Consider the following 23,025-nt stretch of genomic DNA (forward strand, 5'->3'; position numbering starts at 1 on the left):
TCGATGGCGCGTTTGCTGATGCCCACGTAGGAAATCGCCACCGGCAGCAGGATCAGGTTGGTGAACACGATCACCGCCACGCCGATCGAGGCGCCGATGGCCAGCTCGCGGATCACGCCGATGTCGATGATCAGCAGGGTGATGAAGCCCACCGCGTCGGCAAGAATCGCGATCATGCCCGGCAGGAACAACTGGCGGAAGGTGCGCCGCGCCGCCGTCAGGGCGTTGTCGGCGTCGCTGGACTGCAGGGCGATGCCGTTGATTTTCTGCACGCCGTGGGAGATGCCGACGGCGAAGATCAGGAACGGCACCAGCATGGAATACGGGTCCAGGCCGAAGCCGAAGGCGTGCATCAGCCCCAGCTGCCAGACCACCGCCACCAGCGTGGTGCTGAGCACGGCGATGGTGCTGCGCAGGCAGTTGGTGAAGAAATACAGCAGCACCAGGGTGATGACAAAGGCCACGCCGAAGAACATCACCACCATGATCAGCCCGTCGATCAGGTCACCGACCTTCTTGGCGAAACCGACGATGTGCACCTTGACGTTGGGGTTCTGCGCCTGGAACTTGTCGCGGATCTTTTCCTCAAGGCTGTGGGAAAACTTCTGGTAGTCCAGGCTCAGCAGCTTGCCCTGGTCGTTGGGGTCGGGGTAGGACTCCAGCAGCGGGATCTCGACAATGCTCGACTTGAAGTCGTTGGCCACCAGCCGCCCCACCTGGCCGGACTTGAGGATGTTGCTGCGCAGCAATTCGAGGCTGTCGGCCGAGCCGTTGTAGCTCTGCGGGATCACCTCGCCGCCGGCAAAGCCTTCCTCGGTGACCTCGGTCCAGCGCACGCTGGGGCTCCACAGCGACTTCATGCCCGAGCGGTCGACGCCGGGAATGTAGAACGCCTCGTCGTTGATCTGCCGCAGGGTCTCCATGTAGTCCTTGTTGAAGATGTCGCCGTTCACCGCTTCCACCGAGATGCGCACGGTGTTGCCGAGGTTGGCGAGGTCGTTGCGGTGCTCGATCATGCGTTGGATGAACGGGTGCTTGAGCGGAATCATCTTCTCGAAGCTGGTGGAGGGGCGGATCTGCGTGGCTTGCCAGAACAGGAAGAGGCTGGCCAGCAGGCAGAGGATGATCACAGCGGGGCGGTTGTTGAAGATCAGGCGTTCCAGCAGGGTGCCCTGGGGTGCCGGGAAGCGTTGCTGAATGCTCATGGTTGCACGGCCTCGCTGCCGTTGATGTTCGCGCGATGCGCACCGTTTTCGCCTACCAGCAGCAGGCCGTCGCCAACGGCTACCGCAGCCGCCAGGGCCTGGCGATCAGGGCGGGTGACGCGGCTGAAGCTCTGGCCATCGTCGACGCTGCGCAGCACCGTGCCGCCCTCGCCCACCAGCACCAGCGTGCCGTCGTGCAACAGCCGCGCGTTGGCCAGGCCGGCGTCCAGCGGCCCGCGTTCGCCCTGCACGGCGATGGCCTGCCAGCTGTCACCGAAGTCGGTGGAGCGGAACACATGGCCGCGCAGGCCGAACACCAGCAAGGTGCGGGGCTGGACGGTGGCGACGGCGCCGAACAGCGAACCCTCGTAGGGGCCTTGCAGGCGTTGCCAGCTAGTACCGCCATCTGCAGAACGGAACATCAGGCCCTGCTCGCCGACGATCACCAGGCCCGCGTCCGTCACCGCGGCAATGGCGTTGAGGTGCAACTGGTCGGGGTTGTCCAGCCGCGCGCTGGCGTCCTGCCAGTGGTTGCCGCCATCGTCGGTCACCAGCAGCGCCCCGTAGGCGCCCACGGCGAAACCATGGCTGACGTTCTCGAACCACACCCCCAGCAATGGCGCCTGGCGGGCCGGGTCCTGGAACTGCAGGGCCCAGGTGGCGCCGCCGTCGGCCGTGGCCAGAATCTGCGCGTCATGCCCTACCGCCCAGCCGTGCAGCGCATCGACGAAGCACACCGCCGTCAGCAGTTGCTGGCTCGGCACGCTTGCCGGGCGCCAACTGCGGCCCTGGTCATCGGACAGCAGCACATGCCCGCGTTCGCCCACCGCCACTTGCCGGGTGCCGACGCTGGCGATGTCGGTCAACAGCACCGATGCCGCCCGCGGCAGTTCGCCGGCCTGCACGGCCCCCGCCATCACCAGCGCCAGCCACCAGGCGCCCCCCTTGCCCACCCTCAACCGCTGCCTCGCCACCGCACACGCTCCATTGACTATCGCCGCCGCCCCCAGGGCGCGGCCCGTGGCCATTCTAGGGAGCACCGCCAGGCCCACGCACTTCACCTTTGGCTATAGGCATAAGAATTTGCTGGAAGGCAGAACCCGGCGCGCTCCCTACCATGCGGCAGACCTGGAGCACAGGGGATGTCACCAGCAGCCAGCGGGGCAACTGACCCCGCGTCTTAGCCATGCAGGTTTTGGGGGAGAGCACCGTGAACACGATAAAAACCTTGGGGACACTGTATCCCCACACCCTGGCAATGGCCGTGGCCCTTGCCGGCGCCGCGCCGGCCATGGCGGCGGATTTCACCATCGGCGACATCGAAGGCCACCTCGACTCGACGCTGTCCATCGGCGCCAGCTTCGGCACCGCCAACCCGGACAAACAGTTCATCGGCACCGCCAACGGTGGCCATGCCGCCACCCGCACCAGCGACGACGGGCGCTTGAACTTCAAGAAAGGCCAGGCGTTTTCGGAGATCTTCAAGGGCGTGCACGACCTGCAGCTCAAGTACGAAGACAGCGGCGTGTTCATCCGCGCCAAGTACTGGTACGACTACGCCATCGAGCACGGCAACACCCACCTCTACGACATCGACGACAGCGGCCGCGACGAGGCCGCCAAGGGCCAGGGTGCGGAGATACTCGACGCCTTCGTGTACCACAACTACACCATCGCCGACCTGCCGGGCAGCGTGCGCGCCGGCAAGCAGGTGGTCAGCTGGGGCGAGAGCACCTTCATCGGCAACTCCATCAACGCCATCAACCCGGTGGACGTCTCGGCCCTGCGCCGCCCGGGCTCCGAGGTGAAGGAAGGGCTGATCCCGGTGAACATGCTGTACGTCAGCCAGGGCCTGAGCGACAACCTGTCGGTGGAAGCCTTCTACCAACTGACGTGGCAGAAGACCGAGTTGGACAACTGCGGCACCTTCTTCGGCAGCGACGTGGCGGCCAAGGGCTGCACCCAGGGCATGACCATCAACGGCAGCGACTTCGACCGCACAGCCAGCAACTACGGCTACGTGCCGCGCGGCAGCGACGACGATGCGCGCAACAGCGGCCAGTTCGGCGTGTCGCTGCACTGGACCGTGCCGCAGCTCAACGACACCGAGTTCGGCGCCTACGCCCTGAACTATCACGCGCGCAACCCCGAGTTCAACTGGACGGTGGGCCGTGGGGCGCTGGCCGACCCGGTGGGCGGGCTGAGCGGCCAGGGCGGGGTGAGCACCGCCACCTACTACCTGACCTACCCCGAAGACATTCACCTGTACGGCTTGAGCTTCGCCACCAACATCGGTGCCACGGCGGTCTCGGGCGAGATCAGCTACCGGCCGAACATGCCCATGTCGCTGAATGCCAGCGACGTCTCCAACGCCGCCGTACTGGGCTCGGCTGCCACCAGCCCGCTGGTGAACGCCGGCCTGCCGATATTCAGCACCGGCTGGGCCAGCTCGGCGTACGGCTCGACTATCCAGGGCTACAAGCGCATGCCCTATACCCAGGCGCAGACCACCGCGGTACGCACCTTCGACCACGTGCTGGGCGGCGACCGCCTGAACCTGGTGGGCGAGGTGGGCATGGGCTACATCAGCGGCCTGGGCGCCACCGACGGCTCGGACCTGCGCTTTGGCCGCAGCAGCGTGTACGGCAATGGCGCGCTGGCCGACGCCGGCACCGCGCTGCTGCTGGGCGGGCTGTCGGGCAACGCTATCTGCCAGGCGCTGAACAGTTCCAACCCCGGCGAGTGCAACAGCAAGGGCTACTACACGCCGATCTCGTGGGGCTACCGCCTGCGCGCCGTGGAGGAATACAGCGACGTGTTCGCCGGGGTCAACCTCAAGCCCAACATCACCTTCTCCCACGACGTGCGCGGCAACGGCCCGACCTTCACCGAGGGCAGCAAGGCCATCAGCGTGGGCGTGGATGCCGACTACCTGACCAAGTACACCGCCAGCCTCAGTTACACCAATTTCTTCGGCGGCGATTACAACACCAACACTGACCGTGACTTCGTCGCCCTGAGCGTCGGCGTCAGCTTCTGAGCCTTTGAGGTACGTTATGAAACAGCTGAAGAATGCAGTGAAAATGGGCGGCTTTACCCTGTGCCTGCTGGCCAGCCAGGTACACGCCGCCGTGCCCGCCGACCAGGCCGCGCGCCTGGGCGCCGACCTCACCCCGGTGGGCGCGCAGAAGGCCGGCAACGCCGACGGCAGCATCCCGGCCTGGACCGGCGGCCTGCCGGTGAACGCCGGCAGGATTGACGCCGATGGCTTCCTGGCCGACCCGTTCGCCAACGAAAAGCCGCTGTTCGTGATCACCCAGGCCAACGCCGCGCAGTACAAGGACAAGCTCACCCCGGGCCAGCTGGCGCTGTTCGCCCGCTACCCCGACAGCTACCGTATACCCGTGTACCCCAGCCACCGCACCGTCGGCCTGCCGGACAAGACCCTGGCCGCCACCCGCCAGAACGCCACCGACACGCAGCTGGTGGCCGGCGGCAACGGCCTGGAGCACTACCACCCCGGCGCCGTGCCCTTCCCTATTCCCAAGGACGGCCTGGAGGTGATCTGGAACCTGATCGGCCGTTACCGAGGCGACACGCTGAAACGCATCGTGATGCAGGCCTCGCCGCAAACCAACGGCGACTTCACCCCCACCGTGCTCAAGCAGGAACTGGCCTACCCCACCGGCATCAGCGACTACGACCCGCAGGAGCTGGCCAATATCCTCAGCTTCTACCGCGAGGAATTCCTGGCGCCGGCGCGCATGGTCGGTGGCGTGCTGCTGGTGCACGAGACCGTGGACCAGGTGAAGGAGCCGCGCGAGGCCTGGATGTACAACGCCGGCCAGCGCCGGGTGCGCCGCGCGCCGCAGGTGGCCTATGACAGCCCGGCCGCCGAAGGCCTGCGCACCTACGACGACTTCGACCTGTTCAACGGCGCCCCGGACCGTTTCGACTGGAAACTGGTGGGCAAGCAGGAGTTGTACATCCCCTACAACAGCTACCGCCTGGAAGCGCCAACGCTTAAATACACCGATATCGTCAAGCCGGGGCACATCAACCAGGACCTGACCCGCTATGAGCTGCACCGGGTGTGGCACCTGACCGCAACGCTGAAACCAGGCGAACGGCATATCTATTCGCGGCGTGACATCTACATTGACGAAGACAGCTGGCAGGGCGCCGAGACCGAGGCCTACGACGGCCATGGCGCGCTGTGGCGGGTATCGGAGGGCCATGCGAACTTCTTCTACAACGTGAAGGTGCCGTCGTTCGCCGCCGAGGTGCATTACGACCTGTTGTCGGGGCGCTACGCGGTGAACTCGCTGCACAACGAGGAGAAGAACAGCTACACCTTCAACGTGCCCATGAGCCGCAAGGACTTCACCCCGTCGGCGTTGCGGGTGACCGGCATCCGCTAATTCGCGAATCCTGTAGCAGCGGCCGCCAGGCCGCGTCATGGGCCCGAATTTTGCTTTGAATTCATGAACATCCTGAAGTTCGGCGAGTGCTCATGAAGTTGCATCAACTGCGGGCCATGGTCTCCATCTGTGAAAGCGGCAGTATCCAGGAGGCCTCGCGCCTGCTGCATATCTCCCAGCCGGCCCTGTCCAAGGGCATCAAGGAACTGGAAGCGGAGCTGGGCGTGCCGCTGCTGATCCGCTCCAACCGCGGCATCACCGCCACCGAGTACGGTGAGCGGCTGGTGCGGCGGGCGCGCCTGATCCTTGAAGAAGTGCGCCGTGCACGCGAGGAAATCGAGACCCTCAAGGGCGTGATGGACGGCAAGCTGTCCATCGGCGTGTCACCGGTGACGCCGGGGCCGCAGTTCGTCAACAGCCTCAACCGTTACCGCAAACGTTACCCAAAGGTGCACATCCAGATCCACGAGCTGCGCCCTTCCAAGCTGATGGAGGGCCTGCGCGAGGGTTTGCTGGACATGGCCCTGACCTCCCTGCCCGCCGCGCGCTGCACCGATGGCTTCCATTGGGTGGAGCTGTTCGAGCAACCCGCAGTGCTGGCCGTGCGCACCGGCCACCCCAGTGCCGGCGCCACCACCCTGGCCGAACTGCGCGAGCTGGACTGGCTGCTGCAGGATTCCATGGAGCAGTCCAAGGTGAACATGATGTTCGAGAACCATGCCATCGCCTGGCCCGACAACGTCATCGAGTGCGCCTCGGTGGTGCTGTTTTCCGAGATGGCCGCCACCAGCGACGCGGTCAGCTACTGGTCGCAGCGCATTCTCGACCGCACGCAGAACTTCACCAACGGCCTGCAGGTGCTGAACATCGCCGAGCCGGTGCCACCGATGAACATCTCGCTGGTGTGCCGCGACCAGGAGCTGATGACGCGCGAGGCCAAGGCGCTGGCCGATGAGCTGATCTACGTCTACAAAAGCCCCCATGCGGTGAAGGCGCAGGAGCCTGCTTGACTGCGTGGCCAGTGACGCGGCCTGCGGCCGCTGCTACGCCGTCATAACCAACCCTGATACGCATGTACAGAGGTGATTATCCACGCGCAAGGCGCTGGGGCATGCTGTGGCCATCGCAACTCCACCGCACAAGGATTTCCCATGAGAGCGCCCCCGCGCCGCCCCCTGGTGATCGGCCTGCTGATGGCCGTGATGGTCATCAGCGTGCTGGACAAGACCATCTTCGCCTTCGCCGGCCCACAGATCATCGATGAACTGCAGCTGAGCGCCGAGCAGTTCGGCTTTGTTGGCAGCGCGTTCTTCTTCCTGTATTCGCTGTCGGGCATCGCCGTGGGCTTTCTTGCCAACCGCTTTCCCACCCGCTGGATCCTGACCCTGATGGCGCTGGTGTGGACCAGCGCGCAGCTGCTGGTGACCTTCGCCAATGGCCTCGCAGCGCTGACCGCCAGCCGCCTGCTGCTGGGCGCCGGCTGTGGCCCGGGCACGGCGGTTACCCAACACGCCAGCTTCAAGTGGTACGCCGCCGACAAACAGGTGCTGCCGGCGTCGCTGCTGCAGGTGTCGATCATGCTGGGCGGCCTGCTGGGCGCCATCGCCCTGCCCTTCAGCATTGCCCATTTTGGCTGGCGCTCGGCGTATCTGCTGTTGGCAGGCCTGAGCCTTGCGTGGATGCTGGCCTGGTGGCTGTTCGGCGCCGAAGGCAGCCAGGGCACAGCACCCGAAGCGGCGAGCCCAACCGTGCCGTATCGGCACCTGCTGCTCAACCGCACCTTTGTGTGGATCTCGCTGATGTGCTTTTTGGCCTACCTGCCCAACGCCCTGTCGTTCAGCTGGTCGGCGGTGTACCTGCAGAAAGGCCTGGGCCTGGGCAGCATGCAGGCCGGCTACGTGCTGTTTGTCGCCACCTTGAGCATCATCGTCATCAACCTGCTGCTGTCGGCGCTGTCCCAGCGCCTGCTCAGGAACGGCGCCAGCGTGCAGCGCAGCCTGGTGCTGCCGCCCATGGCCTGTTGCATCCTCGGCGGCCTGGCCTTCTGCGCGCTGGGGACGTTGACCGCCAGCCTGGCCATGAAACTTGGCTGCTATGTGCTGGGTGGCGTGCTGCTGAACGGCGTGTTCGCCTTCGGCATGACCATCACCTCGCACATCTCGCCGTTGCGCCAGCGCGGCGCCATGCTGGCGATTCACGTGGGCAGCATGACCCTGTCGGGCATGCTCGCACCCTGGGCCGTAGGGCGGCTGGTGACGCTGTTCGACGGTGACATCGCCCGCGGCTTCGAGACCGCGCTGCACGGCATCGGCGTGGCGGCCATGGTTTGCGCGGCGCTGGGGCTGGTGATCATCGCGCCGGCGCGCACGCGCCAAGCCCTGCAGGCCCGCTGGGCCGGCTGAACCCCCTTCTTTTCCATTGCTTGACCCACGGCGCGCGGGCCTGCCCCGCGCGGCGCCTGCCTGCGCGCGCCGTTCCCGTTAGTTGCCTACCAGGACCCTTGCATGAACCTTTCCGTGTTTGCTTCAAGCTACGCCCAGGCGCGCCAGCAGTTTCTGCTGGCCTGTGCGCGCCGCGGCCTCGCCGTGCAGTCGCACGTGCACCCGCACACCGGCAGTGACGACGAAACCCTGGCGCTGGACGTGTGCCGGGTAGGCGCGCCCGACGCGCGCAACCTGATGGTGATCAGCAGCGGCTGCCACGGCGTCGAGGGCTTCTGCGGCTCGGCGGTGCAGATTGACCTGCTCAATGATGACAGCTGGGCAGCCCTGACCGAGCAGCAGGACCTGGCCGTGTTGTACTTGCACGCGCTCAACCCCTACGGCTTTTCGTGGCTGCGGCGGGTGACCCATGAAAACGTCGACCTGAACCGCAACTTCCTCGACTTCAGCCAGCCCCAGCCGGCCAACCCCGGCTACGCCGCCATCGCCGAACGGCTGCTGCCCGAGCAGTGGCCGCCGTCGCGCATCAACGAACTGAAGTTGATGCTGCAGGTGGTGCGCAAGGGCCGCAAGGCGCTGCAGTCGGCCATTTCCAGCGGCCAGGCGAGCCACCCCGACGGCTTGTTCTTCAGCGGCACCGCGCCTACCTGGAGCAACCAGCGGGTGCGCCAGGTGCTGCGCGAACACGCCCAGGCGTGCCAGCGCATCGGCTGGATCGACCTGCACACGGGGCTGGGCCCCATGGGCGTGGGCGAGCGCATCTACAAAGGCCCGGCCAGCGCCGACGACCTGGCGCGAGCCAAGGCCTGGTGGGGTCCTGCGGTGACCAACAGTTTCGACGGCAGCTCGACCTCGGCGCACCTACGCGGCACGCTGGACCTGGCCGTGATGGAAGAGTGCCCGCAGGCCCAGTACAACGGCCTGACCCTGGAGTACGGCACCCAGCCCGGCCCGCAGGTGCTGCAGGCGCTGCGCGCCGAGCAATGGCTGCAACGCCACCCGCGCACCGGCGCGGCGCAACGCCAGCGCATCAAGCAACAGATACGCGAGGCGTTCTACGTGGAGACCGACGACTGGAAACGCCAGGTGCTGGAGCAGGCCCGCGAGGTATGCCGGCAGACGGTGGACGGCCTGCTCACCCGATAAAATCCCGCAGCAGGAAAGGGGTTACACCGGGGTGATCGGGCGCTTGCCGTTGTAGAACCAACCCTCGATGTTCTGCCACACCAGGTCGCCCATGGCCTGGCGCGTTTCCTGGGTGCCGCTGCCCACGTGGGGCAGCAGCACCACATTCTCCATCGCCAGCAGGCTCTCGGGCACCTGCGGTTCGGCTTCGAACACATCCAGCCCGGCGCCAGCAATGGTGCCCTGCTGCAGCGCCTCAATCAGCGCCGGCTGGTCCACTACCGAGCCACGGGCGATGTTGATCAGGAAGCCCTTGTTGCCCAGCAGCGCCAGGCGCCGTGCATCGATCAGGCGGTCGGTGGCCTTGCCCCCCGGCACTGCCAACACCAGCACGTCGCAGGCGCTGATCATCGCATCAAGGTCGGCGAAGTAGCGGTAGTCGACCCCCGCCTTGGGGCTGCGGTTGTGGTAAAGAATCTCCATGTCGAACGCTGCCGCCCGCCGGGCGATGGCCTGGCCAATATTGCCCAGGCCGACGATGCCGAGCTTCTTGCCGCCGATTTTCACCGCCACCGGGAAGCGCGCCTGGGGCCACTTGCCGGCACGCACATAGCGGTCGGCCTCGGTGAAGCGGCGCAAGGTATCGATGATCAGCCCCATGGCCGTGTCCGCCACGCAATCGTCCAGCACCTGCGGGGTATTGGTGACCACGATGCCGCGGTCGCGCGCCACGTCCACGGCGATGGCGTCATAGCCCACGCCGAAGCTGAAGATAGCCTCCAGGTTGGGCAACTGCCCCAGCAACGCCGCGCTGGCGCCGTACACACCGCTGGTGACCAGGGCCTTGATGCTGGCGCCGTTGACCTGCAGCCAGGCCTGCTGGTCGGCCAGTTCCCAGTAGTGGGTGGCGGCGAAGTGGGTGTCTACCGCTGTTTGCAGGCTGGGCAGCAAGGGGCCTGCGATGAGGACTGGGGTGGGCTGGGTCATGGGAGCTCCTGGAAGTAGTTGTTGTGCGAAGCGGGTGAAGTCATCGTACAACTTAGCAGATGTAGACGCAAAGGACGCAGCCTGCGGCAGCTGCTACGGGGTGCCATTCCCTGTAGCAGCGGCCGCAGGCCGCGTCCTGGCCACACCAGCGAACTTTGCCCGCCCCCCCGAGTCGGTATTGAATACCCCGCCGCGCAAGGACGGTCACGCCATGCTCACGCCCCAACCCCGGCCATTTGCCGAGCCCGCCGCTACGGTGCACACCCTGCGGCTGCTGACGGTCAATACCCACAAGGGCTTCAGCGCGCTGAACCGCAAGTTCGTGCTGCCCGAGCTGCGCGAAGCGGTGCGGGCGGTGTCCGCCGACGTGGTGTTCCTGCAGGAAGTGCTGGGCATGCACCGCCTGCACGGCCAGCGGTTCGACAACTGGTCGGACGTGCCGCAGTATGAATTTCTCGCCGACAGCATGTGGCCGGTGTTCGCTTACGGCCGCAACGCGGTGTACCCCGATGGCGAGCACGGCAATGCACTGCTGTCGAAATTCCCGATTCTGAGCCACGACAACCACGACATCAGCGTCAGTGGCACCGAGCAGCGCGGGTTGCTGCACTCGGTGCTGGCCGTGCCGGGGCACCGCGAAGTGCATACGGTGTGCGTGCACCTGGGCCTGGGTGAAGGCCAGCGCCAGCGCCAGTTGCAGCTGCTGGCGCAGTTGCTGGACGCGCTGCCCATCGACGCGCCGGTGATCGTCGCCGGCGATTTCAACGACTGGCGCAAGCGCGCCGACGCGGTGCTGGCCGAGTGCGGCCTGCACGAGGTGTTCGCCCAGGCCTACGGTGCACCGGCGCGCACCTTCCCTGCCCGCTTGCCATTGCTGTGCCTGGACCGCGTGTACCTGCGCAACGCCACCGCCCTCACCCCCAAGGTGCTGGCGCGCAAGCCCTGGTCGCACCTGTCGGACCATGTGCCGTTGGCCGTGGAGGTGCGCCTGTGAACCGCTTGTGGCGTGACGACAACGCCGTGCAACTGCTGATCAACGGCGAGGCGTTCTTCGACAGTGTGCTGCAGGCCATCGCCGCAGCGCGCGAAGAAGTGCTGATCGAGACCTTCATCCTGTTCGAGGACGAAGTGGGCCGGCCCTTGCAGCTGGCGCTGATCAGCGCCGCGCACCGCGGCGTGCGCGTGGAGGTGCTGGTGGACGGTTACGGCACCGCCGACCTCAGCAGCCGCTTCCTGCGCGAACTGGTGGAGGCCGGCGTGCACCTGCAGGCCTTCGACCCACGGCCCAAGGTGATGGGCATGCGCACCAACCTGTTCCGCCGCCTGCACCGCAAGATCGTGGTGGTGGACGGCGAGACCGCCTTCATCGGCGGCATCAATTACAGCGCCGACCACCTGCTGCAGTCCGGGCCCATGGCCAAGCAGGACTACGCGGTGAAGGTGCAGGGCCCGATCGTCGCCGACCTGCACCAGGCCACCCTCACCCTGCTTGACGACACCAGCCGCGTGCGCCGCCAGGCGCGGCCGTGGTTGACGCCGCGCCAGCGCATCGAGGCCGACAGCGGCACCGCGCGCATGCTGTTGCTGATTCGCGACAACCAGGCCCACCGCGATGACATCGAGCGCCAGTACCTGCTGGGTATCCGCCGCGCGCGGCAGCGCATTATCATCGCCAACGCCTATTTCTTCCCCGGTTACCGCCTGCTGCGCGAGTTGCGCAATGCCGCGCGGCGTGGCGTTGCGGTGACCCTGATTCTGCAGGGCATGCCCGACATGCCGCTGGTGCGCCTGTGTTCGCGGCTGCTGTACAACTACCTGCTGCGCGACGGCGTGCAGATTCGCGAATACACCCAGCGGCCGCTGCACGGCAAGGTCGCGGTGATCGACGAGACCTGGGCCACGGTGGGCTCCAGCAACCTCGACCCGCTGAGCCTGTCGCTGAACCTGGAAGCCAACGTGGTGATCGACGACGCCGCCTTCAACCAGGTGCTGCACGACCACCTGGCCGAGCTGGCCAGCCAGCACTGCAAGACCGTGACCCTGCAGCGGGTGCTGCGTGGCTACTGGTGGCGGGCGCCGTTGATCTTCCTGAGCTTCCACTTCTTGCGGCATTTCCCGGCTATCGTCGGCATGTTCCCCGCACACTCGCCCAAGCTGGCCCCGCTGGGGCCGGTGCTCAAGGAACCGGTGGAAAGCGCCGAGGGGCAAAGCCTATGAGCCGCCACCCGCGTGTGTGGAAATGGCTGCGCCGGGGCGTCAACGTGCTGTTCCTGGTGCTGGTGCCAGTGTTGCTGGTAATGCTGCTGCGCAACATGGACTGGCAGGAGGTGGGCCACGCCCTGCGTGCCTACCCCTGGCCGCTGTTGGCGGGTGGCGCCGGCATCGCGTTGCTCAGCTACGGCGTGTTCGCCAGCTATGATTTGCTGTCGCGGCGCTACACCGGGCACACCCTGCCCGCCCGCCAGGTGCTGCCGCTGGCATTCGTCTGCTACGCGTTCAACCTCAACCTCAGCTCGTGGGTGGGCGGCGTCGCGCTGCGCTACCGCCTGTACGGCAAGCTGGGGCTGGACGTGCCAACCATCACCAAAATCCTCAGCCTGGGGCTGGTCACCAATTGGCTGGGCTACCTGCTGTTGGGCGGGGTGGTGTTCGCCGCCGGCCTGCCGCCGTTGCCCGACAGCGTGAAGATGGGCCAGGGCGGCCTGCAACTGATCGGCGTGGCCATGCTGCTGGCGGGCGCTGCGTACCTGCTGGCCTGCGCCTTCGCCACGCGCCGCACCTGGCACATCCGCCAGCAGGCCATCACCCTGCCCGGCGCGCGCCTGGCGCTGGCGCAGGCGCTGCTGGGGGCGTTGAACTGGTCGTTGATGGCGGCGCTGATCTACCTGCTGCTGCCGGACAAGGTTGGCTACCCCACGGTATTGGCGATTCTGCTGATCAGCAGCATCGCCGGGGTCATCACCCATATTCCCGCCGGCCTTGGGGTGCTGGAAGCGGTGTTCATGAGCCTGCTGCAAGGCCAGTATTCCAAAGGCACGCTGCTGGCGGCGCTGCTGGGCTACCGCGCGCTGTACTTCCTGCTGCCGCTGCTGATTGCCTGCGTTGTCTACCTGTACCTGGAACGCCGCGCCAAGGCCGTCAGCCATCAAGCACCGAACGCACCCGCTCGCTCAAGGCCTGCAAGGTGAACGGCTTGACCAGCAGGTGCATGCGCGGTTCCAGCTGCGCGCGGGTGGTGACCGCCTGTTCGGCGTAGCCGGTGATGAACAACACCTTGAGGCCCGGGCGGATACGCGCCGCGGCATCCGCCACCTGGCGGCCATTGAGGCCGCCGGGCAGGCCGACGTCGGTAATCAACAGGTCGACCTCGCCGGTCATCTGTAACAGCGCCAGCCCGGCCACGCCGTCGGCGGCCTGCAGCACTTGATAACCCATCTCCTCCAGCTGCTCGGCTACCAGGGTGCGCAAGGTGGTTTCGTCGTCGATCAGCACCACGGTTTCGCCCAGCCGCGCCGGGCGCGCCACCGGCCGTGTGCCAGGAGCGCTGGCGTGCTGCGCGGCGCCCAGGTGGCGCGGCAGGTACAGGCGCACCGCCGTGCCCTCGCCCAGGGTGGACTCGATGCGTACCCGCCCGCCCGACTGCCGGGCAAAGCCGTAGACCATCGACAGCCCCAGGCCAGTGCCCTGGCCAATGGGCTTGGTGGTGAAGAACGGGTCGAAGGCCCGGGCGATGACCTCGGGGCGCATGCCGGTGCCGCTGTCGATCACGCTGAGGCACAGGTATTGGCCAGCGGGCAGTTCGTCGTCGCTCACCGCCGGCAGTGCCTGCTGATGATGGTGCACCTGCAACACCAGGTGGCCGCCGTCGGGCATGGCGTCGCGGGCGTTGATGCACAGGTTGAGCACGGTGCTTTCCAGCTGGTTGGGGTCCACCAGCACCGTCCACGGCGCCAGTTGCGGCTGCCAGTCCAGCACCACGGTGGGCCCCAGCGTTTGGCGGATCAGGTCGCGCAGGCCGTCCACCAGCAGCACCACGTCGGTGGGGCGCGGGTCTAGGGTCTGGCGACGGGCGAAGGCCAGCAGCCGGTGGGTCAAGGTGGCCGCGCGGTTGGCCGCGCCATGGGCAGCGTCCAGGTAGCGGTCCAGCTCGCCAAAGCGGCCCTGGTCGATGCGCCGCCGCAGCAGTTCCAGGCTGCCGGTGATGCCGGTCAGCAGGTTGTTGAAGTCGTGGGCCAGGCCACCGGTCAACTGGCCCACGGCCTCCATTTTCTGGCTGTGGCGCAGCAATTCCTCGGCCTGGCGCAGGGCCTCGGTGCGCTCGCGCTCCACGGTGATGTCACGGCCCACCGCGTTGAAGAAACCGTCACCGGGCACCGCCGCCCAGTTGATCCAACGGTAGCCGCCCTGGCTGTGGCGCAGGCGGCAGTCCAGGTCCTGCACCGATTCACCCCGGGCCAGTTGCGCGGCGGCGGCCAGCACGGTGGCACGGTCGTCTTCGTGCACCAGGTCGAGCACGCTGCTGCCGCGCAGCTGGCACTCGTTCCAGCCCAGCACCTGCTCCCAGGCCGGGTTCAGGGCTACCACCTGCAAGTCCTGGCGGGTCACCAGAATGATGTCCGAGGACAACTGCCACAGGCGGTTGCGGTCAGCGGTGCGCTCGGCCACCTGGCGTTCGAAACTGGCGGCCAGCTCGTGGGTGCGGCGCTGGGCCAGGATGGTGTCGGTGGTTTCCATCACCGTGTCGAGGAAACCCACGACCTGGCCGTGTTCGTCGCGCACCGGGCTGTAGGAGAAGGTGAACCAGGCGTGCTCGGGGTAGCCGCGACGGTCGATGACCAGCGGCAGGTCCTGGTTGAAGGTGGGCTCGCCGGCAAGGGCGCGGGCAGCAATGGCGCTGACGTCGGGCCATACCTCGCGCCACACCTCGCTGAACGGCCGGCCCAGCGGTTCGGGTTTTTCGCCCAGGATAGGCACGAAGGCGTCGTTGTGAATGGAGATAAGCTGCGGGCCCCACGCCAGGCAGGCGGGGAAGGCATTCGAAAGCACCAGCTCCACGGCCATACGCAACGCTTGTGGCCAGTCGTCCATAGGCCCAAGCGCCGTGGCGCTCCAGTTGAAACGGCGCACTTTTTCGCTCATCACGCCGGTGGTGGCGGGAAAAGCACCCAGCGATACTTCCTGCATCGGCTGAACCTTCAATGGCTGAGCCCCACAGGATAGCCCCTGGGTGCGGGGGCGGCTACCACTCCAGCTTGTAGCCCACGCCGTAGATCGACTGGATGGGCTCCTGGCCCGGCGCCGCTTGCTCCAGCTTGCGGCGCAGGTTCTTGATGTGGCTGTCCACGGTGCGGTCGGTGACCACACGGTGGTCGCTGTACAGGCGGTCGATCAACTGGTCGCGGGAGTACACCCGGCCCGGGTGCTCGTTAAGCGCCTTGAGCAGGCGGAATTCCACCGGCGTGAGGTCCAGCTCCACCTGGTTGAAGCGCGCCTTCCAGGTGCTTTCGTCCAGTTGCAGGCCGGCGTCGCTGGCTTCGCGCGGGCGGCGACGCAGGATGGCGCGCACCCGCGCCACCACTTCGCGCGGGCTGAAGGGCTTGCAGATGTAGTCGTCGGCACCCACGTCCAGGCCCAGCAGACGGTCGACCTCCTCTACCCGCGCGGTGATCATCACCACCGGCACATCACTGAAGGCGCGCAGCTCGCGGCACACCGCCAGGCCGTCCTGGCCGGGCAGCATCAGGTCCAGCAGGATCAGGTCGGGCATGGCCGCGCGCACGGCCGGCAACACCTGCAGGCCGTCGCCAAGGCACTGCACCTGGTGGCCGGCGGCGCTCAGGTAGTCACGCAGCAAGGCGGCCAGTTTGGGTTCGTCCTCGACCACCAGGACGCGTGCGGGTTTGTCTTCGATGATCATGCCTGCTCCAGTGGCAACACGATGGCCAGCCACAGCCCGCCCATGGGCGAGGCTTGCGCCGTTAGCGTACCACCGTGGGCTTCGACGATGGCGTGACAGATAGCCAGGCCCAGGCCGGCGCCGCCGCTGGCACGGTTGCGCGAGGCTTCGCCACGGTAGAAGCGTTCGAACAGGCGTGGCAGGAATTCGGCGCTGACGCCGGGGGCAGTGTCCATGAAATCGATGTGCACCCGCCCGCCTTCGGCGATGGCGCTGACCCGTAGCTGGCCGCCGGCCTGAGTGTAGCGCAGGCTGTTTTCCAGCAGGTTATTGAACAGCTGCTGCAGCCGGCCCTCGTCGGCCAGCACCTGGATGGGCCCGCGATGGGCCTGCAGATCGAGGCGAATGTCGTGGCTGGCGAAACGCTCGCGGAAGATCGCCGCGCACTGGCCCAGGGTGTCGACCACGTCCATGGAATGCTTGCGGTAGGACAGCGCGCCGACGTCGGCAAGGGACAGTTCGTAGAGGTCGTTGATCAGCTTGCCGAGCATGCCCACTTCCGCCAGCAGCGACTGCAGCGATTCGCCGTCAAGCTTGCGCACGCCGTCTTCCAGTGCTTCCAGCTCGCCGCGCAGCACCGACAGCGGCGTGCGCAGTTCGTGGGAGACGTCGGCCATGAACTCGCGACGCATGCGTTCGTTGCGCTCCAGGGTCAGCGCCAACTGGTTGAAGTCGCGGGCCAGCAGGCCGACTTCGTCGTCGCTGTCCACCGCCACCCGTTCACTGTAGGTGCCTGCGGCGAGCCGGTGGGTGGCCGCCGCCACCTGGCGCACCGGGCCCAGCAGGCGCCGCGATACCCACCAGACAATCAGGGCGGCGAGCAGCAGCGCGACCATGGCGATGATCAGGCTGGAAGCGATTTGCTGGCGCAGGAAGCGCTCGCCGCCGGCTTCGGTGACGCTTTGCAACGGCGTGGTGGCCAGCCAGCCGACGGTCTTGCCGTCGACCACGATGGGCACGCGCAAGGCATCGTCGCTGACGTCGTCGAAGCCCATTACCCGGTGGTTGTCGGTATCGAGCAGGGTGATGCGGAACACGGCGCCGGTGAGGTCGGAGGTAGGGGTAAAGCGCACGATGTCGTCGGCGGTGGGCGCGTCAGGGCGAATCAGCTGGAACCAGGCGTGGGGGTTCTTGCGCACGAACTCCCAGTTGCCGTGGTCACGGTAGGCCTGCACGAAGCGCGGCTGCGCGTCACGGGTGCGCTGTTCGGCCAGTTCGTTGATGTAGCCGAGGAACCCGCGGGTGAAGCTGAAGCCGTTGGCGAACGCCATGGCCAGCACCAGCAGGATCATGGTGGTCATCAGGGCCAGGAACAGCTTGGTGGACAGGCGGGTTTTCATCGGGCGGGCACGCGGGAGTCGCTGAAGCCGTGTATTTAAGGCGCGCCGGGGGGATGGGTGCAAGGGTTGCGGGGGAAAGTTCTCATTTGCTGCACATTTCACGCGCCAGCCCATGGCCGCTGCCTGGCGGCAGCGGCCATGGGGTGCGGGGCATCAGGCCTTGAGGGTGGCCATGTCGATGACGAAACGGTACTTCACATCACCCACGATCATGCGTTCGAACGCTTCGTTGATGTTGCGGATGTCGAGCATCTCGATATCACAGGTGATGCCGTGCTCGGCGCAGAAGTCCAGCACTTCCTGGGTTTCGGCGATGCCGCCGATCAACGAGCCGGCCAGCACGCGGCGTTGCAGCACCAGGTTGGCGGCGTGCAGCGGTGGCGACACCGGCTCGATCAGGCCGACCAGGATGTGCACGCCATCGAAGGTCAGGGTCTGCAGGTAGGGGTTGAGGTCATGCTGCACCGGGATGGTGTCCAGCAGGAAGTCAAAGCGCCCGGCCGCAGCGGCCATCTGTGCGTCGTCGGTGGAGACGATGACGTGGTCGGCGCCCTGTTTGCGCGCTTCGGCGGCCTTGCTGGCCGAACGGGTGAACACGGTCACTTCGGCGCCCAGGGCCTTGGCGAACTTGATGCCCATGTGGCCCAGGCCACCCATGCCCAGGATGCCGACCTTGTGGCCTGCACCCACGCCGTGGTGCTTGAGCGGCGAGTAGGTGGTGATGCCGGCGCACAGGATCGGCGCGGCGGCTGCCGGGTCCATGCCCTCGGGGATGCGCACCACGAACTCTTCGCGCACCACGATGTGGTCGGAGTAGCCGCCCATGGTGTTGGTGCCGTCGATGCGGTCCGGGGTGGCGTAGGTCATGGTCGGGCCGGCCTGGCAGTACTGCTCCAGGTCCTTGCGGCAGGCCGCGCATTGCTGGCACGAGTCGACCATGCAGCCCACGCCCACCAGGTCGCCGACCTTGTAGTTGCGCACGGCCGGGCCCACGGCGGTGACTTTACCGACGATTTCGTGGCCAGGCATCAGCGGGTACACGGCAATGCCCCACTCGTTGCGGGCCTGGTGCAAGTCGGAGTGGCACACGCCGCAGTACAGGATATCGATGCTGACGTCGTTGGCGCGCGGGTCGCGGCGTTCGAAGGCCAGTGGCGCCAGTGGCGTGGTGGGGGTAAGTGCGGCGTAACCCAGAGCTTTGGACATGCGGTACCTCTTTTGCGATAACAGGGCACAAGCCCTTAAAGCGGCGGCATTGTCCGGGTTCGGGCCGCTTGCGGCCATGGGTGATCCTGCGCGATGCATGCCTATTCCTCCGGCAGCCCCCGCAGGCGGGCAAAAATTTGCGATCATGCCACCCTGACTGTCATCACCACTGCGGAACCCTTCATGTCACCCACCTGCCACCTGGACGCCAATGCCCGTCTGGTGTCCCTGCTGCAACCCCTGGCCCACAGCGACGGCTTCCTGCCCACCGCCATCGATGGCCTGCGCGTGGTCAGCTCCCACGGTAACGCTGCGCGTTGCCCGCAGATCTACGACCCCAGCCTGATGATCATTGCCCAGGGCAGCAAGATCGCCTACCTGGGCGAGCGGTCGCTGGAATACGGCGCCGGCCACTACCTGGTGCAGGCGCTGCCGGTGCCGTTCCAGTACGAGACGTTCGCCACCCAGGACCTGCCGCTGCTGGGTGTGAGCATTCCCATCGACCGCCTGGTGCTGGGCGAGCTGGTGCTGGCCATGGGCCCGGCAGACCATCAGGTACAGACGCCCTCCTCCATGGCCAGCGCCGAGCTGGACGAGGACATGCGCTGCGCCGTGGAACGCCTGCTGGAGTGCCTGCATGACCCGCAGACCTGCCGCATCCTGGGCCAGTCGCGCCTGCGCGAAGTATTATTCGCAGCCCTGCGCGGCCCCCAGGGCGGCGTACTGCGCGCGCTGGTGGAGCAACAGGGCCAGTTCGCACGCATTGCCGGTGCCCTGACCTGGCTGCACAGCCACTACGACCAGCCCTTGCAGGTGGATGAGCTGGCACGGCGGGCCAACATGAGCGCCTCGACCTTCCACGAGCATTTCAAGCGCGCCACCATGGCCTCGCCCATCCAGTACCTCAAGCAACTGCGGCTGATCAAGGCGCGCTCGATGCTGGTGGCCGAAGGCATGAGCGTCAGCCAGGTCGCCCACCGCGTGGGCTACCAGAGCAGCTCGCAGTTCAGCCGCGAATACAAGCGCTACTTCGCCCGCAGCCCGGCCCAGGAGCGCCTACCGCGCGCCGACGCGCTGGCCACCTGAACCAGCCCACCATGGTGAACGTGAAGTCCCACGCCACACCGCGATAGCGCCTACAAAAGCGCCGGGCACGCGCCCTTATGCTGGCGGGATGATGACCCCATCCCCCCGACACAAGGACGTGCCCATGAAACGTTTTACCTTCCCCACAGTGCGCGTGCGCGCATTGATCGTCGCCGTGCTCATCGGCGTGTTGCCGGTTGTCAGCGGCATGCTGGTGCTGCGCTGGCAAGTGAACCGCACATTGCAGTTCGAGGCCCAGCACGTGGCGGGCGAAGCCATTCGCCAACTCGACAGCATGATCGACCAGGCCGCCCAAAGCGCCCAGCGCTTGCTGCCCCTGGCGGGCAAGCCGTGCACCCAGGCAGTGATCCAGTCGATACTGCAGGAAGTGACCATCGAGCCCTACGTGCGCTCGGCCAACCTTGTGCGCAACCACGAAGCCTATTGCAGCTCGTTCTACGGCGCCTATAAACGGGCGGTGGAACCGGGTGAGTATTTCAACCGCCAACTGTTGCTGCGCGCCAGCAACCCGGTGACCCCGGACGAAGCGTCGCTGGTGTACCGGCTGTACGAGCACCCGCTGGGCGTGCGCGCGGTGATCGACGGGCGCACGCTGGCCGAGTCGCTGCGGCTGATACAGGGCGACACGGTGTTGATCATGCAGGTGGGCAACGCGTTCCTGTGGGGCGACAGCAGCATCCAGGACGGCGACATACCCGACCACCAGGCCCACCACACGTCGTTGATATCAGAGCGGCATGGCTACCGGGTGCACAGTGGGTTCGAGCCTGCGAAAGCGTCGGAAATAATGCGCATGCAGGGGCTTTCAACCTTGGGTGGGTTGTTGTTGCTGGGGGTGTTGACGGGCGGCGTGTGCCATTGGCTGTTTCGGCGCCAGCAGCGGTAAGCATGCCGCCGTAGCAGCTGCCGAAGGCGGCGTCCCGCGCCCGCCACGGTGAACCTGATTCACCGCAGCGCCCGGGACGCAGCCTACGGCAGCTGCTACGGGGTTATTGGGTGCTCAGCACGCCCCGCTCGATCTGGTCGCGTTCGATGGATTCGAACAGCGCCTTGAAGTTGCCCTCGCCGAAGCCGTCGTCGCCCTTGCGCTGGATGAACTCGAAGAACACCGGCCCCATCAGGGTCTGCGAGAAGATCTGCAGCAGCAGGCGCTGGTCGCCCGGCTGCGACGAGCCGTCCAGCAGGATGCCGCGCGCCTGCAGTTCGCCCACCGGCTCGCCATGGCCAGGCAGGCGGCCTTCAAGCATCTGGTAGTAGGTGTCGGGCGGCGCGGTCATGAAGCGCATGCCGATGGCCTTCAGCGCGTCCCAGGTCTTGACCAGGTCGTCGGTGAGGAACGCCACGTGCTGGATGCCCTCACCGTTGAACTGCATGAGGAATTCCTCGATCTGCCCGGCGCCCTTGGACGATTCCTCGTTCAGCGGGATGCGGATCATGCCGTCGGGGGCGGTCATGGCCTTTGAGGTCAGGCCGGTGTATTCGCCCTTGATGTCGAAGTAGCGGATCTCGCGGAAGTTGAACAGCTTCTCGTAGAAGCCGGCCCAGTAGGCCATGCGCCCGCGGTAGACGTTGTGGGTCAGGTGGTCGATGACCTTGAGGCCCGCGCCCATGGGGTTGCGGTCCACGCCCGGCAGCCAGTTGAAGTCGATGTCGTAGATGGAGCTGCCCTCGCCGAAACGGTCGATCAGGTACAGCGGCGCGCCGCCGATGCCCTTGATGGCCGGCAGGCGCAGTTCCATGGGCCCGGTGGCAATCTCGATGGGCTGCGCGCCCAGCTCCAGCGCGCGGGCGTAGGCCTTGTGGGCGTTGGCCACGCGGAAGGCCATGCCGCACACTGACGGCCCGTGCTCGGCGGCGAAGTATGAAGCCAGGCTATGGGGCTCGTTGTTGAGGATCAGGTTGATGCTGCCCTGGCGGTACAGGTGCACGTCCTTGGAGCGGTGCTCGGCCACCTTGGTGAAGCCCATGATCTGGAAGATCGGCTCAAGGGTGCCAGGGGTGGGCGAGGCGAATTCGATGAACTCGAAGCCCATGAGGCCCATGGGGTTGTCGTAGAGGTCGGCCATGATGTGTTTCCTCGTGCAGGCAATGCGCTAAAACCAAAGAGTGTGTCGTTCGGTCAGGCACGTGCACGGGGTGGCGCGCAGGAGATGCCACGCACGCTGCGGGCGAGAAAATCACCAAAGATCAATTTGAACCCGAGTCGCTTCATGTGGACCCTTTCCCCGCCGGTTTATTCTTATATGCGTAAACTGATTCTACAACGCGTAATTGGTTTTGTCCCCCACTGGTTTCCCCGTCAGCGTAACCGCACATTGCGTCGGGTTTTGCCGGGCAAGCCGGTAAAAATTGCCTATGGTTGAAGCTACCGCGTCCACAACAGGTGTAATGCCATGGAAATCGAAACGCTTTTCGCCGACCTTCACAGCCTGCCCAGCATTCCCAAGGTCGCCCAGGACCTGATCCAGCAGTTCGACAGCCCCTCCACCAGCCTTGAAAGCGTGGCCCGCAACATCGAGAAAGACCCGGTGATTGCCGCGAAGATCCTGCGCCTGGCCAACTCCGCGCGTTTTCGCGGCGCGCGCGAGTCGGCCAGTATCGAGGACGCGGCCCTGCGCCTGGGCTTCAACACCCTGCGTACGCTGGTGCTGGCCTCGGCCGTGACCGGCGCCTTCAAGGCCAGCGCCAATTTCGACCTCAAGGGTTTCTGGCTCAAGAGCTTCCAGGTGGCGGGCATTTGCCGGCTGCTGGCCAAGCAGTCCGGGCTGGATGCCGAGACCGCCTTCACCTGCGGGGTGATGCACAACATCGGCGAGCTGCTGATCCAGACCGGCGCGCCCATGGTGGCGGCGCAGATCAACCACGCGCACAAGGCTGGCAACGCCGGCCGCGCGGCCAGTGAAACCCTGCACCTGGGCTTTGGCTACCCCGAGGTAGGCGCCGAACTGGCGCGGCGCTGGCAGCTGCCGGTGACTATCCAGCACGCCATCGCCTACCAGGCCCGCCCCGTGCAGGCGCCGCCACCGGCAGAGTTGCCGCGCCTGGTGGCCCAGGCCATCGCCATCTCCGACGCATTGCAGGCCAGCGGCGGCGTCACCGATGACGCCCGCGAGGCGGTGGACGGCCCGCTGCTGGAGGGCATTGACCTGGACGCGCTGTTCACCGCACTGCCCGCCGTGCTGGAGGCCGACAAGGCGTTCGCCGAGTTGTTGACCTAGGGGCCCTGGACGCGGCCTG

General features: G+C 66.4%; 19 protein-coding genes. 11 read left to right on the forward strand and 8 right to left on the reverse strand.

Annotation, left to right across the window (positions count from 1 at the left end; translation table 11 throughout):
- A partial coding sequence (locus AC0SZ7_RS30440; RefSeq protein WP_475507806.1) for an efflux RND transporter permease subunit occupies nucleotides 1-1,205 on the reverse strand: 1,205 nt, incomplete at its 3' end.
- The gene (locus AC0SZ7_RS30445; RefSeq protein WP_475507845.1) at nucleotides 1,202-2,122 is read right to left on the reverse strand and encodes a WD40/YVTN/BNR-like repeat-containing protein; all 921 of its coding nucleotides are present in this window, start codon (nucleotides 2,120-2,122) and stop codon (nucleotides 1,202-1,204) included. The genes AC0SZ7_RS30440 and AC0SZ7_RS30445, both read right to left, overlap by 4 nt.
- A gap of 293 nt (nucleotides 2,123-2,415) precedes the next feature.
- Here AC0SZ7_RS30445 and AC0SZ7_RS30450 point away from each other — a divergent pair, with 293 nt between their 5' ends.
- The 5 genes from AC0SZ7_RS30450 to AC0SZ7_RS30470 all read left to right on the forward strand — a co-directional run bounded on the left by AC0SZ7_RS30450 (nucleotide 2,416) and on the right by AC0SZ7_RS30470 (nucleotide 9,213).
- Complete coding sequence (locus tag AC0SZ7_RS30450) at nucleotides 2,416-4,245, forward strand: DUF1302 domain-containing protein (protein WP_475507807.1); 1,830 nt, start codon at nucleotides 2,416-2,418, stop codon at nucleotides 4,243-4,245.
- A 16-nt stretch (nucleotides 4,246-4,261) separates the two neighbouring features.
- Nucleotides 4,262-5,626, forward strand: coding sequence for a DUF1329 domain-containing protein (locus AC0SZ7_RS30455; protein ID WP_475507808.1), 1,365 nt, complete (start codon nucleotides 4,262-4,264; stop codon nucleotides 5,624-5,626).
- Nucleotides 5,627-5,718: 92 nt separating this feature from the next.
- Complete coding sequence (locus tag AC0SZ7_RS30460) at nucleotides 5,719-6,636, forward strand: LysR family transcriptional regulator (RefSeq protein WP_475507809.1); 918 nt, start codon at nucleotides 5,719-5,721, stop codon at nucleotides 6,634-6,636.
- 141 nt (nucleotides 6,637-6,777) lie between these two features.
- Nucleotides 6,778-8,028, forward strand: a complete 1,251-nt coding sequence (locus AC0SZ7_RS30465; protein WP_475507810.1) for an MFS transporter — start codon at nucleotides 6,778-6,780, stop codon at nucleotides 8,026-8,028.
- Between the two features lie 102 nt (nucleotides 8,029-8,130).
- A complete protein-coding gene (locus AC0SZ7_RS30470) occupies nucleotides 8,131-9,213 on the forward strand; it encodes a M14 family metallopeptidase (protein ID WP_475507811.1) in 1,083 nt (360 codons plus the stop codon).
- Nucleotides 9,214-9,234: 21 nt separating this feature from the next.
- Here the strand turns inward: AC0SZ7_RS30470 and AC0SZ7_RS30475 are convergent, their stop codons facing one another.
- Complete coding sequence (locus tag AC0SZ7_RS30475; RefSeq protein WP_475507812.1) at nucleotides 9,235-10,179, reverse strand: 2-hydroxyacid dehydrogenase; 945 nt, start codon at nucleotides 10,177-10,179, stop codon at nucleotides 9,235-9,237.
- A 211-nt stretch (nucleotides 10,180-10,390) separates the two neighbouring features.
- On the opposite strand from AC0SZ7_RS30475, the gene AC0SZ7_RS30480 reads away from it, so the two are divergent.
- Genes AC0SZ7_RS30480 through AC0SZ7_RS30490 form a run of 3 tightly spaced genes read left to right on the forward strand, consistent with a single transcriptional unit; the run spans nucleotide 10,391 to nucleotide 13,367 of the window.
- Entirely contained in the window at nucleotides 10,391-11,173 is a 783-nt protein-coding gene (locus AC0SZ7_RS30480; protein WP_475507813.1) for an endonuclease/exonuclease/phosphatase family protein, read from the forward strand.
- Nucleotides 11,170-12,396, forward strand: coding sequence for a cardiolipin synthase ClsB (clsB, locus tag AC0SZ7_RS30485; RefSeq protein ID WP_475507814.1), 1,227 nt, complete (start codon nucleotides 11,170-11,172; stop codon nucleotides 12,394-12,396). The genes AC0SZ7_RS30480 and clsB overlap by 4 nt, the downstream gene beginning before the upstream one ends.
- On the forward strand, nucleotides 12,393-13,367 hold the full coding sequence (locus AC0SZ7_RS30490) for a lysylphosphatidylglycerol synthase domain-containing protein (RefSeq protein ID WP_475507815.1): 975 nt from the start codon (nucleotides 12,393-12,395) through the stop codon (nucleotides 13,365-13,367). Before clsB ends, AC0SZ7_RS30490 begins: the two co-directional genes overlap by 4 nt.
- Here AC0SZ7_RS30490 and AC0SZ7_RS30495 read toward each other — a convergent pair.
- The 4 genes from AC0SZ7_RS30495 to AC0SZ7_RS30510 all read right to left on the reverse strand — a co-directional run bounded on the left by AC0SZ7_RS30495 (nucleotide 13,318) and on the right by AC0SZ7_RS30510 (nucleotide 18,681).
- The gene (locus AC0SZ7_RS30495; protein WP_475507816.1) at nucleotides 13,318-15,363 is read right to left on the reverse strand and encodes an ATP-binding protein; all 2,046 of its coding nucleotides are present in this window, start codon (nucleotides 15,361-15,363) and stop codon (nucleotides 13,318-13,320) included. The genes AC0SZ7_RS30490 and AC0SZ7_RS30495 overlap by 50 nt on opposite strands.
- 55 nt (nucleotides 15,364-15,418) lie before the next feature.
- On the reverse strand, nucleotides 15,419-16,096 hold the full coding sequence (locus AC0SZ7_RS30500; protein WP_475507817.1) for a response regulator: 678 nt from the start codon (nucleotides 16,094-16,096) through the stop codon (nucleotides 15,419-15,421).
- Nucleotides 16,093-17,475, reverse strand: coding sequence for an ATP-binding protein (locus AC0SZ7_RS30505; protein ID WP_475507818.1), 1,383 nt, complete (start codon nucleotides 17,473-17,475; stop codon nucleotides 16,093-16,095). Before AC0SZ7_RS30505 ends, AC0SZ7_RS30500 begins: the two co-directional genes overlap by 4 nt.
- A 153-nt stretch (nucleotides 17,476-17,628) precedes the next feature.
- Nucleotides 17,629-18,681 carry an NAD(P)-dependent alcohol dehydrogenase gene (locus tag AC0SZ7_RS30510; RefSeq protein ID WP_475507819.1) on the reverse strand — a complete coding sequence of 351 codons (1,053 nt, stop codon included), beginning with the start codon at nucleotides 18,679-18,681 and terminating at the stop codon, nucleotides 17,629-17,631.
- 183 nt (nucleotides 18,682-18,864) lie between these two features.
- Here AC0SZ7_RS30510 and AC0SZ7_RS30515 point away from each other — a divergent pair, with 183 nt between their 5' ends.
- Entirely contained in the window at nucleotides 18,865-19,767 is a 903-nt protein-coding gene (locus tag AC0SZ7_RS30515) for an AraC family transcriptional regulator (protein WP_475507820.1), read from the forward strand.
- A gap of 124 nt (nucleotides 19,768-19,891) precedes the next feature.
- Entirely contained in the window at nucleotides 19,892-20,674 is a 783-nt protein-coding gene (locus AC0SZ7_RS30520) for a CSS-motif domain-containing protein (protein ID WP_475507821.1), read from the forward strand.
- A 103-nt stretch (nucleotides 20,675-20,777) separates the two neighbouring features.
- Here AC0SZ7_RS30520 and hppD read toward each other — a convergent pair whose 3' ends face one another.
- Entirely contained in the window at nucleotides 20,778-21,854 is a 1,077-nt protein-coding gene (gene hppD, locus AC0SZ7_RS30525) for a 4-hydroxyphenylpyruvate dioxygenase (protein ID WP_475507822.1), read from the reverse strand.
- A gap of 327 nt (nucleotides 21,855-22,181) precedes the next feature.
- On the opposite strand from hppD, the gene AC0SZ7_RS30530 reads away from it, so the two are divergent.
- The gene (locus tag AC0SZ7_RS30530; RefSeq protein WP_475507823.1) at nucleotides 22,182-23,006 is read left to right on the forward strand and encodes an HDOD domain-containing protein; all 825 of its coding nucleotides are present in this window, start codon (nucleotides 22,182-22,184) and stop codon (nucleotides 23,004-23,006) included.
- The last annotated feature ends 19 nt before the right edge of the window (nucleotides 23,007-23,025 follow it).

It is taken from the genome of Pseudomonas sp. JC1203 (assembly GCF_056175065.1).